Origin of the sequence: Pseudomonas sp. GM60 (assembly GCF_000282415.1) — a bacterium.
Taxonomy (GTDB): Bacteria; Pseudomonadota; Gammaproteobacteria; order Pseudomonadales; family Pseudomonadaceae; genus Aquipseudomonas; species Aquipseudomonas migulae.
Window position 1 is genome coordinate 1 of sequence record NZ_AKJI01000109.1, and the last position, 12654, is coordinate 12654.

Below are 12654 nucleotides of genomic sequence, written 5' to 3' on the forward strand. Positions count from 1 at the left end.
GGCTTGCTGGCGATCGCCGCAACGCGGTACACCCGACACACCGCCATCGCCAGCAAGATGCACCACGCATGTTGGTCTACATTGAAGCGCTCAGATAACAATAATCAGGAGCGCACGCATGTCCCTTCAAGGCAAAACCCTGTTCATCACCGGCGCCAGCCGCGGGATTGGTCGTGAGATCGCGCTGCGGGCCGCGCGCGATGGGGCCAACATCGTGATTGCAGCCAAAAGTGCCGAGCCGCACGCCAAATTACCGGGCACGATTTTCAGCGTCGCAAAGGAAGTCGAAGCCGCCGGCGGCAAGGCGCTGGCGCTGCAGGTAGACGTTCGAGATGAAGTCGCGGTGCGTGAGGCACTGGCCCAGGCCAACGAGCATTTCGGCGGCATCGATGCGCTGGTCAACAACGCCGGCGCGATCAAGCTGACCGGGGTTCAGCACATCGAACTCAAGCGCTTCGACCTGATGCACCAGATCAACACCCGCGCCGTATTACTGTGCAGCCAGGCAGCCCTGCCTTACCTGAAGAAAAGCAGCGGTCATATCCTCAACCTGTCACCGCCACTGAACCTGGCAACCAAGTGGTTCGCCCAATACAGCCCGTACACCGTGACCAAATACGGCATGAGCATGCTCACGTTGGGCATGAGCGAGGAATTCAAGAATTACGGGATCAGTGTCAACTCGCTGTGGCCGCAGACGATGATCGCCACCGCCGCCATCGAATTTCAATTGGGCTCACGCGAGTCGTTCAAACATGCGCGTACACCGGAAATCATGGCGGATGCCGCACACGTCATCCTGGACAGCAGCGGTCGCAGCATCACCGGTCGGTTGTTGATTGATGAGGAGCTTTTGCGAGAAAACGGAGTGAGCGAATTCAATCATTACCGTTTCGAGCCGGACGGCGACGATAAGCTGCTGTCTGACCTGTTTGTCGACTGAAATACAAACCAATGTGGGAGCGGGCTTGCTCGCGAAGGCGGTGAGCCAGTCGACATTAATGTCGATTGACACACCGCCTTCGCGAGCAAGCCCGCTCCCACATTAGGTATTGCGATGCGATTTAGTACTCGATGCGAACGTCGCCCTTCGGCACGCTGCAGCACGACAGGATGAACCCTTCGGCTTCGTCTTCTTCGGTGATCCCGCCGTTGTGGTCCATCTCCACTTCGCCGCCAAGCTTGAGCACCTTGCAGGTGCCGCAAATGCCCATGCCGCATGCTTTCGGAATCATCAGGCCGACCTTGGCGGCCGCCGCATGCACGGTCTCGCCCGGTGCCACGCGGATGCTCTTGCCCGAGGCGGTGAATTCCACTTCATGCAAATCAGCCGCATCGATTTCCGGTGCCTCAGCGGCCTGCTCGGCATTCTCCACGGCATCGGCGATCGCCTCTGGCGGCGTGGCGCCGAACGATTCCTCGTGGTAGTGCTTCATATTGAAGCCGGCGTTTTCCAGCAGGCGCTTGACCGCGTTCATGTAAGGCGTCGGGCCGCAGCAGAACACTTCGCGCTCAAGGAAGTCCGGGACCATCAGTTCCAGCATCTTGTGGTTCAGATAACCGCGATAACCGGCCCATGGCTCACCGAAACCATGTTTTTCACAGATCAGGTGCAGGCTGAAATTTTCGATCCGCGCCGCCATGTGTTCCAGCTCGCGGTGATAAATGATGTCTTTCGGCGAGCGGGCGCTGTGGATAAACGCCATGTCGACATTGCCGTTGGTATCGAAGAACCAGCGGGCCATGGACATGCACGGCGTGATGCCCACGCCGCCACTGAGGTACAGCACTTTCGGGTTTGGGAAGTCGATCGCGTTAAACAGCCCGACCGGGCCGTGCACCGCCAGCTCATAGCCTTCATGCAGGGTGTCGTGCAGCCAGTTCGAAACCTTGCCGCCCGGCACGCGCTTGATCGTTACCGAAAAGCTGTACGGCACCGAGGGCGAACTGGAAATGGTGTACGAACGCATGATCTGCTGGCCATCGATTTCCAGCTCCAGGGTGACGAATTGCCCCGGCTTGAAGAAGAACATGATCGGCTGGTCGGCCATAAAGCAGAAGGTGCGCACATCCCAGGTTTCCTGGATGACTTTGACGCAACGGACGATGTGTCGGCCATTGGCCCAGGTCTGGGTGGTTACCGGATTCAGGAAGCTGTTGGACATGCTGTTCTCCACCGCCGATGGTCGGCCTTATGTTGACGATTCTGCGTATAGCGCAGACCACCCATTTACCTATCTGCGACATTCACATACTTATCGCGACCAGCCCCCAACTGCCGGGGGTTACGCGTCGGGAACAGATTGGGCCATGTCGCCCATGGATAAGGTTCCGGGCAACGCCGGCCCCACACTCGCCCCATACCAAGACATAACCTTTACACCTTGCGTAGCAACCCTGATCAGCCACTTTCGCGGCCACGCAGATGGCCTTGAGGATATACACGATGGACGTCACCGCAAAAATCAGCCTGGGCGATCCGCTGGAACCCGCACGCAAGGCCACCGCGCAGATGCTGCAAGAGCGCGAGCGCACCTTCTCGCTGCCGCAGCCGTTTTACTCTGACGAGCGGCTGTTTGATATCGACATGCAGGAGATCTTCCAGAAAGAGTGGTTGATCGCCGGCATGACCTGCGAAATCCCGACCAAGGGCAACTACCTGACCCTGCAAGTCGGCAAGAACCCGATCATCGTGATTCGCGGCGCCGAAGGCGTGGTTCACGCTTTCCACAACGTCTGCCGTCACCGCGGTTCGCGGCTGTGCACCAGTGATAAAGGCAAAGTCGCCAAGCTGGTCTGCCACTACCACCAGTGGACCTACGAGCTGGACGGCCGCCTGCTGTTCGCCGGCACCGAGATGGGCGCCGATTTCGACATGAAGCAGTACGGCCTCAAACCGGTGAACGTGAAGACCGCCGGCGGCTATATCTTCATCAGCCTGTCGGAGAATCCGCCGGCCATTGATGACTTCCTGTCGACGCTGAACCATTACATGGAACCGTACGACATGGAAAACACCAAGGTGGCGGTGCAAACCACCTTGATGGAAAAGGCCAACTGGAAACTGGTGCTGGAAAACAACCGCGAGTGCTACCACTGCAACGCGTCGCACCCGGAATTGCTGAAAACCCTGTTGGAATGGGACGACGTTACCGACCCGCGCGCCGACCAGGCGTTCAAGGACCACGTTGCCGCTTCCGCCGCTGCCTGGGAAGCCGAGAAGATTCCTTACGCCCACGCCAGCTTCGGCCTGCGTAACCGCATCGTGCGCATGCCGCTGCTCAAGGGCACCGTGTCGATGACCATGGACGGCAAACAGGGTTGCGCCAAACTCATGGGCCGCATCAAGAACCCGGACCTGGGCTCGATGCGCATCCTGCACCTGCCGCACTCGTGGAACCACTGCATGGGCGACCACATCATCGTCTTCACGGTGTGGCCGATCAGCGCGCAGGAAACCATGGTCACCACCAAGTGGATCGTGCACAAGGATGCCGTCGAAGGCGTCGACTACGACGTGGAGCGCATGCGCCAGGTCTGGGATGCCACCAACGACCAGGACCGTCGCCTGGCTGAAGAAAACCAGCGCGGGATCAACTCATCGGCGTACCAGCCTGGGCCTTACTCCAAGACCTATGAGTTTGGTGTGGTGAACTTTGTGGATTGGTACAGCGAGCGTCTGCTGAACAACCTCGGCGCTGAGCCTGCGCCTTACCTCAAAGGGGTTCCGGTTCAAGGCTAAACACGCCTCCCTGTAGGAGCGAGCTCGCTCGCGAAAAACCCGAATGCGCCGTTGGCCTTCTGGTTCTACGCGTTATCGTTCACGCCCATCGCGAGCAAGCTCGCTCCTACAGGGGTCTCTCCATAGAACTGTACGAAATATGATCTATTCCGTTCAGCGCTATGCCATACGTGGCTTTCAGCCTTCCGCAAACAAGTTATCCACACCTCCACCCACAGCTAATGGGGACAAGTGTGCGACGCCCCATAACTTTCTCCACAGAAACCGAAGAAAATCCGTGACTTATCCAGAAGCAGGGTTTTGAGCAGCGATTGGTTGTTTTTTGACCTGACACCTGAAAGCCACGCAGAACGTGGCCTGTAGCGGATGGCGAACACCTTATCCACAGAAGCGCCAACAGACTTTGGGGGCAACTTCGCTGCATCTGTGGAAAACCGCCGAAAGCCGCGATAAATCAGGGTTTACGCGAAGTTCGCCCCTCCAAACCGGCAAATTGATCATTTTTTAATCATACAGCTAACAGGCCCGGTTTATATGGCCTGTAGCGGACAGCGAACATCTTATCCACAGAAGCGCCAACAGAGATTGGGGGCAAGTATTGGCGAACGAACAGACTTATCCTCTGGAAAAAGCCCGAAAAAACCGCAACTTAGGCTGGTTGTTTTTTGTACGAAGGCTTGCAGGGCTTGATTTGTATGGCGTGCAGCGATGGGCGAACATGTTATCCACAGAAGCGCTAACAGGGATTGTGGGTAACCATGATCAAACCCTGTTGAAACACGACAAGCCCGAAGCAATATCCAGATTCAACTCGTAATCATTGAAAGCACGCCATCCGAGCAAAATCGACGGCACGTACTGCCCAAGCAGCATCGACGGCGGGATCGTAAAGTCCGGGTAATACTTGTACACGATCAGACGGGTACGCCCGGACAAGCTCAACTCGCCCTTGAAGATCTGGTGGTGCGGCTTATCGATGACGTGAACAGGTGAAGTGCCGGGCGAGGCGGATGTCAGGTAATCCACATTGCCGGTGTCGATAATCGCCACGGTCGCACGCCGATCCAGCCGCGCAGCAAGGGTCAATCGTTGATTGATGTCGATACGCACGAAGGTGACTGGCGAATCACATCGTGTGGGCGCCGCAGCATTGATCTCCAGCGTCTTTTTCGTAATGTTCAATCGTCCCAGCTTACCGATCAGATCGAGCCCCAATAAGTTATCCCGGTCACTGACAAACACCAGGACGTTCCTGAACTCGCTTGCACCGATCTTCAGGGATTCAAGGATTCCGAGTTTGGCCGCCAGGTCCCGCTCGCCGTAGAAGGTGCTGTAGCCGTAATCAGAGTCGGTCAGCAGCTTGATGCCCATCTGCTTCGCGGTTTCACTGTTGACCCGGGTTTGCGGGGCGCCCGTATCAAGAATGAACCGCGCCGAAACACCGTTGGCGGCTTTGACATCGAGGTACGGCAGCACCTCATTCGTCTCGTGGCCATCGCCTGGGGAAGGATGAATCGGCAGCACTTCGCGTCGCGGTGATCTTGTCAGCGAGAAATCGGCGACCTGCCGCAAGGTCGCGATCGATTCACCGCCGAACATGGAGAACAGCTGTTGGAGTTCAGGGTCATTGGCGATGGCTTGAGCGTGGCGCCGCTTGATTGCCAGGTAGTAATCGGGCAGCTGATTGGCGGCCTTGGTCTCGAACATTCTGGCGAGAACGGTGACTGAACAATTGAGGTTTTTATCAGGCGCCAACACCTGATCGCAATGTCGCTTCATTTGCGCCAGAGAAGCGTTCCGCCCCTGCGCAGAGTCGATCCATTGATAGAAATCCGGATCGCCCTGGCGGGTTTCAGCGGCCGCAGCCATCACAACCAGCATCACGCCACAGATCAGACATGTCTCACGCCGACTGACCGTGTTCATCGGCAACCCATTCCTGAAAACGAGTTTTATGAATCAGCGCTGCTGCCGCCTCGGGCCGCTCATTAAGAAATGTAGCTCACTAGGGCCACTGCATGAGGTAAGCGTCGCCGGTCACCCGAATCATCGGGTGTGGCGTGATCTGGCAGGTATCGACGATGCGGAAACCATGCCGCTCATAGAACCGACGGGCGCCGGTGTTGACGGCGTAGTCGATCAGGCTCAAGCCCTTGAGCCCCAACTGGCTGGCGCGTTCGTGAGCGTGGGCGAGGAACTGCTTGCCAAGGCCCTGGTTGCGCCAGCCTTCATGCAGCGCGAGGCTGGAGATGTAGAGCGTGTCGGGGATTTCCATGTCGGCATACGGCGCCAGCACCGGGTCGGTGGTGGGCTCGGCCAGTGGATCGTGGCGCATCACATAGCTGTGCATCATGCCGATGACGTGGCCGTCAGCCTCGGCGATGAGGCAGTTCTGGTAGGAGAAATCCACGTCGTCACGGGCGTAACGCAGGGCGCCGACGTCCAACAGATCCTGGCCGGGTTCGGCGAGTTGGCTCCAGATGTAATCCGAAGCGCCCTCTGAGGAAATCTGGAACAAACGGGCAATTTCCCGCGCGTCGCTGCGCAAGGCCGAACGAAATTTGACGGTCACTGTTTTTCCCCTTGTGGGAGCGGGCTTGCTCGCGAAGGCGGTGTGTCAGGCAATATTAATGTCGACTGACACACCGCTTTCGCGAGCAAGCCCGCTCCCACATTTTGATCTGTGCTGAGTGTTGGTTAGCGGACCACGCCTTCTTCGATCAGCAATTTGAGAATCGCTTCGGCACCCGCTTGCGCCGTGACGCCTTTGAGTACCTGCCCGCCGCCGCCACTGGCTTTGGCCGTCGCCGCTTTCATCCGGTCCGCGCCGCTTTTGGCTTTGATCACTTTCAAGCGTTTAGGCCGAGGCTTGGCAGGTTGCAGCGTCGATACGGCCAGCAACTCATCATCGATCACTTCGACTTCATCCGCCTGCAACACACCACGCCGGGCCGGGCCGTACGCGCTCTGACGAGGCTTCGGCGCCGCGTTATCCACAGTCGCCAGGAACGGCAGCCGCACCTTCAAACGACGGCGTTGACCACGGGGCAACGCTTGAAGGACAAACGCCGAACTGCCATCGATGGACTCCACCTGAGCCAGCCCGACCACCAGCGGCCAGCCGAGGTTTTCCGCCAGCAGGAACGGCAGCATGCCCGAGCCTTCGCCGGTTTCTGCCTGGCTGCCAGTCAGCACGACTTGTGCTCCGGCATCGCGCAAATAGGCGGTCAACGCCGGCAAGGCATCCGCGCCGGATGGTTGCTCCAGCACGTGCAGCTGTTCCAGGCCCATGCCCAGATAGGCGCGCAGCGCAGGCTCCGCGACGTCGCCGGCATGCAGCACTTGCAGGTTATCCCCAGCCAGTTGCAGACCCAGTTCCACCGCCCGCGCATCCTGCTCCGCGCGACGTGGCCGGCCGGAGGTCGGGTGGGCGCCGATGGACACCAGGCTGATGATTTTCGTGCTCATAACCCTTTCCTTCCCTTAAGCCGCATCGCGCTTGGCGTCGTCGCGATAAGCCGCTATCGCATCGATCAAGGCTTGAAGAATCTCGGCACTCTCGCCGATCACCGACAGGTCGGCCCGTTTGATCATGTCGCAACCTGGGTCAAGGTTGATCGCCACCACCTTGTCGCAGGCACCGATGCCTTGCAGGTGCTGGATCGCCCCGGAAATCCCCACCGCCACGTAGACCCTCGCAGTGACCCACGTGCCGGACGCGCCGACCTGACGGTCACGGGCCATGAAGCCATCGTCCACCGCCACACGGGATGCGCCTTCGGTGGCGCCGAGCGCTTCGGCAGTCCTGTGGAAAAGTCCCCAGTCCTTGACGCCGTTGCCGCCGGAGAAGATGAACTCTGCTTCGGCCATCGGAATGGCTGCCGGGTCCACGGCCACAGCGCCCAGATCCTCGATCCGCGACAAGCTGCGCGCCACGGTTGTGGATAACTCCACCGGCAAGGCTTCATGACGGGTTTCGCTGACCGGCTCGGCGCATTCGGCGGCGGCCAGAATCAAGCGTGCGACCGGACGCGCAAGGTCTTGCAACCCGGCGCCAGCGCGGCCGATGCATTCCTGATCCTTGACCTGCCAGACCCGCGTGGCCGGGCGTTCGCCCAGGGCAGCGGCAAAGCGCCGACCGAGTTCGCCGCCACCGCTGCGGCTGTCCGGCAGCAGCCAGTGACGCGGGCTGAACTGGTTATCCACAGCCCGCAGGCCCTGGACACGCTGCTCCGGTGCATAACCACTGAATTCGTCGCCTTCGAGCACCAGCAAGCGGTCGACGCCGGCAGTGGCAAAGGCGTTTTCCTTGTGTTCGCCGAAGACCACGGCCAACACCGCGCCGTCCTTGCCGGCCAACTGGTGCGCCAGGCCGAGCAAATCCTTGTCGTGGCTGCTCAAGCGGCCCCCGACCATGTCCGGCACCACGCTGATGTAAAACGCAGGTGCTGGCACTTGATGCAGCGGCAATTGCACTTCAACAGCGGCCGAGCGTTTGGTCGCCCCGCCCTGCTGCGCGCCGCTGCGGTCGATGCGCTTGATGCCATTGGGACCGATAAAGCCGAGGCCATGCGGGTTCTTGCGGATGACGCCGTTCGGCCCCATCCAGCTATGTTGCGCCGGCTGCATGGCCGCGTGCAGCGGGTGCAGGCGGTTACGGGCAATCCATTCGGCGCGGGGGTCGCGGCGGATAATGTCGCTCATCAGTGGGCCTCCGCAGGTTCACGTTGGGCCGGTGTGGACGGTTTGCTTGGCGCTGCGTCTTCAAGCAGTGCGTCCGCCACCAGCTCGGCGATGTCCTTGATCAACGGACGAGGTTCGACCACGCCTTCGAGCATCGCGGTGCATTGTGGACAACCCACGGCCACCAGTTCGGCGCCGGTTTCGCGGATGTCTTCCATGCGCATGTCGGGGATCCGCTGCTTGCCCGGAATGTCGGTGATCGGCGCGCCGCCACCGCCGCCGCAGCAGCGTGAACGGAAACCGGAGCGTTGCATCTCTTTCACTTCAATCCCGAGGGCGCGCAGCACTTCTCGCGGCGCCTCGTATTCGCCGTTGTAGCGACCGAGGTAGCACGGGTCGTGATAGGTCACGCTGCTGCCTTTGTGCTGGCCGAGATTGAGCGCGCCGGCGTCGATGATTTCGGCCATGTAGGTGCTGTGGTGCTGCACCAGGTAGTTGCCGTCGAAGGCGCCGTATTCGTTTTTCAGCACGTGGAAGCTGTGCGGGTCGCAGGTGACGATGCGGTTGAAGCTGTACTTGGCCAGGGTCTGGATGTTGCGTTTGGCCAGCAACTGGAAGGTCGCTTCGTCGCCCAGACGTCGGGCCACGTCACCGCTGTCGCGTTCTTCGAGGCCGAGTACCGCGAAGTCGACCTTGGCCGCTTTCAGCACTTTGACGAAGGCACGCAGGGTGCGCTGGTTGCGCATGTCGAAGGCGCCGTCGCCGACCCAGAACAACACGTCGGTGGATTTCTTCTCGCTGAGCAGATTGAGGTTCAAATCCGCTGCCCAGTTCATCCGGCCACCCGGTGCGAAACCGCCAGGGTTGTCGGTGGCAATCAGGTTTTCCAGGACTTCGGCGCCCTTGTTCGGGGTCGCGCCTTTTTCCAGGGTCAGATGGCGACGCATGTCGACGATGGCATCGACGTGCTCGATCATCATCGGGCATTCCTCGACGCAGGCACGGCAGGTGGTGCAGGACCACAGGGTTTCGGCGTCCACCAGACCGTTGACGATCGGTTGATGCGGGTTGCCCGCGTGTTCGCCGATGGCTTTGCCCGGATAGGGGCTGCCGGCGAACTTGGCATCGGTGCCGCCGGCAAGGCCGACGACCATGTCCTGGATGAGTTTTTTCGGGTTCAGCGGCTGGCCAGCGGCGAACGCCGGGCACGCGGCTTCACATTTACCGCATTGCACACAGGCGTCGAAACCGAGCAGTTGGTTCCAGGTGAAATCCTTGGGTTTTTCCACGCCCAGCGGTGCGTTTGGATCGTTCAGGTCGAGCGGTTTCAAACCGGTGGAACGACCGCCGCCAAAACGTTCGGCGCGACGGTGCCAGGCCAGGTGCAGCGCACCGGCGAATGCGTGCTTCATCGGCCCGCCCCAGGTCATGCCGAAGAACAATTCCGAAACGCCCCACAGCACGCCGATCCCGAGGATCGCTGCCACCACCCAACCGCCAAAATTCTCCGGAAGGATGCCGGCGACCGGCAGAGTCAACAGGAAGAAGCTCGCCGAGAACGCCAACAAGCTTTTCGGCAGGCGCATCCACGGCCCTTTGGACAGGCGAGCCGGCGGGTTGCGACGACGTAGGTACACAAAGATCGCACCGACGAACATCACCACTGTCATCAACAACAGCGCGTAACCGAGGATGCGGTTATGCAGGCCGAAACCGTGCACCAGAATCGCCAGCACGATGGACGCCACCGCACCACCGGCCGTGGCCACGTGGGTGTTGGCGATGTATTTGTCCCGCGCGACGACGTGGTGCAAATCGACCATGTAGCGCTTGGGCATAGCGAACAGGCCACCGATCAGGTCGACCTTGGAGGCTCGGCCCCGGCGCCACATGGCCACCCGCCGCAACGCGCCGAGGACAGCAAGGCCCAGGGCAGCGAACAACAGGATTGGAAGAAGGGTGTTCAACATGGTGGAGCTCCCAAAGACCGCAGGGTCTTGCAGGCCAAACTACCTGGATGCCTTGCCCGATTCCCTGTAGGAGCGAGCTTGCTCGCGATGGTCGTTAACGATGACGCGTGTCTTCTGGAAAAACTCGGCGCCTTCAAATCCATCGCGAGCGAGCTCGCTCCTACAGGGGTTATCCACAAGCTCTTAGAAATCCTTGCACAGCCGCAGCGCGTCGTAGATCGCCGCGTGCACGTTACGCTGGGCCACGCAGTCGCCGATGCGGAACAGCAGGTAGCCGTCACCGCTCTGCTCAAGGCATGGCTGCGGCTTGATCGCGAACAAGGCTTCGACGTCGATCTGGCCTTTGTTACGCGAGCCGTCCTTCAGCGCGTAGTAGATTTCTTCGTCCGGGCGCACGCCGTTTTCCACGACCACCTGGTCGACCACCCGCTCCTCTTTGGCGCCGGTGTATTCGTTCTCCAGCACCGCCACCAGCTTGTCGCCTTCGCGGTAGACCTTCTCCAGCATCATGTCCCCGGTCATGATCACTTCTTTCGGGTACATGCTGCGGTAGTAAGTCGGGAACGACGTACCGCCAATTGCTACGCCCGGCTTGATGTCGTCGGTGACGATCTCGACCTGGCTGCCCTTGTCGGCGAGGAAGTCGGCGGTCGACATCCCGGTGAACTCGCAAATAGTGTCGTAGACCAGCACGTTCTTGCCCGGCGCGACCTTGCCGTCGAGCACGTCCCAGCTGCTGACCACCAGGCCTTCAGCCGCGCCCCAGTGTTCGTTCTGCTCCAGGAACGGATGGCCGCCAACCGCCAGCACCACCACATCCGGACGCAGGTCCATGATGGTCGGTGCATCAGCCGCAGTGCCCAGGCGCAGGTCGACTTTCAACCGTGCCAGTTCCAGCTGATACCAGCGGGTGATACCGGCGATCTGGTCACGCTGCGGCGCTTTCGACGCCGTGGTGATCTGCCCGCCGATGAATTCCTTTTTCTCGAACAGGGTCACGTCGTGGCCACGCTCGGCGGCCACGCGGGCGGCTTCCATCCCGGCAGGACCTGCACCGACCACCACCACCTTGCGTTTCACGCCGGTGGTTTTTTCGATGATGTGCGGCAGGCCCATGTATTCACGGGAGGTCGCTGCGTTCTGGATGCACAACACATCCAGGCCTTGATACTGACGGTCGATGCAGTAGTTCGCGCCGACGCATTGTTTGATCTGGTCGATCTGCCCCATCTTGATCTTGGCGATCAGGTGCGGGTCAGCGATGTGCGCGCGGGTCATGCCGACCATGTCGACGTAACCGCCTTCCAGAATACGGGTCGCCTGGTTCGGGTCCTTGATGTTCTGCGCGTGCAGCACCGGAACCTTGACCACTTCCTTGATGCCGGCCGCCAGGTGCAGGAACGGCTCCGGCGGATAACTCATGTTCGGAATCACGTTGGCCAGGGTGTTGTGGGTGTCGCAACCCGAGCCCACGACGCCGAGGAAATCGAGCATGCCGGTGTCGTCGTAATACTTGGCAATCTGCTTCATGTCCTCGTGGGACAGACCGTCCGGGTGGAATTCGTCACCACAGATACGCATGCCCACGCAGAAATCGTCACCGACCTCGGCGCGCACGGCTTTCAACACTTCCAGGCCGAACTTCATGCGACCTTCGAAGCTGCCGCCCCATTCGTCGGTACGTTTGTTGACCCGCGGGCTCCAGAACTGGTCGATCATGTGCTGGTGCACGGCCGACAGCTCGACACCGTCCAGGCCACCGGCCTTGGCACGACGGGCCGCTTGGGCGTAGTTGCCGATCACCCGCCAGATTTCTTCCGGCTCGATGGTTTTGCAGGTGGCGCGGTGCACCGGTTCACGGATACCGGACGGCGACATCAGCGTCGGCCAGTTGAAACCGTCCCAGCGCGAGCGCCGGCCCATGTGGGTAATCTGAATCATGATCTTGGCGCCGTGCTTGTGCATGGCGTCGGCCAGATTCTGGAAGTGCGGAATAATGCGGTCGGTGGACAGGTTCACCGAACTCCACCACTCCTGCGGGCTGTCGATAGCCACCACGGAGGAACCGCCGCAAATCGCCAGGCCGATCCCGCCCTTGGCTTTCTCTTCGTAATACTTGACGTACCGATCGGTGGTCATGCCGCCGTCGGTCGCGTAGACCTCGGCATGCGCGGTGCTGAGCACGCGGTTACGGATGGTCAGTTTGCCGATCTGGATCGGCTGGAACATTGCTTCGAAAGCCATGGCGGGTTCCTCGAC

Annotated in this window: 9 protein-coding genes; 2 read left to right on the forward strand and 7 right to left on the reverse strand. The window is 60.3% G+C overall.

Annotated features, from left to right (window positions below; all coding sequences use genetic code 11):
• Positions 1-118: 118 nt before the first annotated feature.
• Positions 119-943, forward strand: a complete 825-nt coding sequence (locus PMI32_RS05475) for an SDR family oxidoreductase (protein WP_008033235.1) — start codon at positions 119-121, stop codon at positions 941-943.
• A 121-nt stretch (positions 944-1064) separates the two neighbouring features.
• On the opposite strand, the gene gbcB is transcribed toward PMI32_RS05475, so the two are convergent.
• Positions 1065-2165, reverse strand: coding sequence for a glycine betaine monooxygenase reductase subunit (gbcB, locus tag PMI32_RS05470; protein WP_008033237.1), 1101 nt, complete (start codon positions 2163-2165; stop codon positions 1065-1067).
• Positions 2166-2446: 281 nt separating this feature from the next.
• Here gbcB and gbca point away from each other — a divergent pair, with 281 nt between their 5' ends.
• Positions 2447-3742, forward strand: a complete 1296-nt coding sequence (gbca, locus tag PMI32_RS05465) for a glycine betaine monooxygenase oxygenase subunit (RefSeq protein WP_008033238.1) — start codon at positions 2447-2449, stop codon at positions 3740-3742.
• A gap of 762 nt (positions 3743-4504) precedes the next feature.
• On the opposite strand, the gene PMI32_RS05460 is transcribed toward gbca, so the two are convergent.
• The 6 genes from PMI32_RS05460 to dgcA all read right to left on the reverse strand — a co-directional run bounded on the left by PMI32_RS05460 (position 4505) and on the right by dgcA (position 12639).
• Positions 4505-5668, reverse strand: a complete 1164-nt coding sequence (locus tag PMI32_RS05460; protein ID WP_008033240.1) for a retropepsin-like aspartic protease — start codon at positions 5666-5668, stop codon at positions 4505-4507.
• 79 nt (positions 5669-5747) lie between these two features.
• Entirely contained in the window at positions 5748-6314 is a 567-nt protein-coding gene (locus PMI32_RS05455; RefSeq protein ID WP_008033241.1) for a GNAT family N-acetyltransferase, read from the reverse strand.
• Positions 6315-6439: 125 nt separating this feature from the next.
• Positions 6440-7210 carry an electron transfer flavoprotein subunit beta gene (etfB, locus tag PMI32_RS05450; RefSeq protein ID WP_008033242.1) on the reverse strand — a complete coding sequence of 257 codons (771 nt, stop codon included), beginning with the start codon at positions 7208-7210 and terminating at the stop codon, positions 6440-6442.
• Between the two features lie 15 nt (positions 7211-7225).
• The gene (etfA, locus tag PMI32_RS05445) at positions 7226-8446 is read right to left on the reverse strand and encodes an electron transfer flavoprotein subunit alpha (protein WP_008033244.1); all 1221 of its coding nucleotides are present in this window, start codon (positions 8444-8446) and stop codon (positions 7226-7228) included.
• Positions 8446-10395, reverse strand: a complete 1950-nt coding sequence (gene dgcB / locus PMI32_RS05440) for a dimethylglycine demethylation protein DgcB (protein WP_008033245.1) — start codon at positions 10393-10395, stop codon at positions 8446-8448. The genes etfA and dgcB overlap by 1 nt, the downstream gene beginning before the upstream one ends.
• A gap of 183 nt (positions 10396-10578) precedes the next feature.
• The gene (gene dgcA, locus PMI32_RS05435; protein WP_008033247.1) at positions 10579-12639 is read right to left on the reverse strand and encodes a dimethylglycine demethylation protein DgcA; all 2061 of its coding nucleotides are present in this window, start codon (positions 12637-12639) and stop codon (positions 10579-10581) included.
• Between the last annotated feature and the right edge of the window lie 15 nt (positions 12640-12654).

Excerpts from the sequence above, each read along its gene's own strand:
- dgcA (WP_008033247.1), bottom strand. The coding sequence starts at position 12,639 with ATGGCTTTCGAAGCAATGTTCCAGCCGATCCAGATCGGCAAACTGACC.
- gbca (WP_008033238.1), top strand. The coding sequence starts at position 2,447 with ATGGACGTCACCGCAAAAATCAGCCTGGGCGATCCGCTGGAACCCGCA.
- gbcB (WP_008033237.1), bottom strand. The coding sequence starts at position 2,165 with ATGTCCAACAGCTTCCTGAATCCGGTAACCACCCAGACCTGGGCCAAT.
- etfA (WP_008033244.1), bottom strand. The coding sequence starts at position 8,446 with ATGAGCGACATTATCCGCCGCGACCCCCGCGCCGAATGGATTGCCCGT.
- PMI32_RS05475 (WP_008033235.1), top strand. The coding sequence starts at position 119 with ATGTCCCTTCAAGGCAAAACCCTGTTCATCACCGGCGCCAGCCGCGGG.
- PMI32_RS05460 (WP_008033240.1), bottom strand. The coding sequence starts at position 5,668 with ATGAACACGGTCAGTCGGCGTGAGACATGTCTGATCTGTGGCGTGATG.
- etfB (WP_008033242.1), bottom strand. The coding sequence starts at position 7,210 with ATGAGCACGAAAATCATCAGCCTGGTGTCCATCGGCGCCCACCCGACC.
- dgcB (WP_008033245.1), bottom strand. The coding sequence starts at position 10,395 with ATGTTGAACACCCTTCTTCCAATCCTGTTGTTCGCTGCCCTGGGCCTT.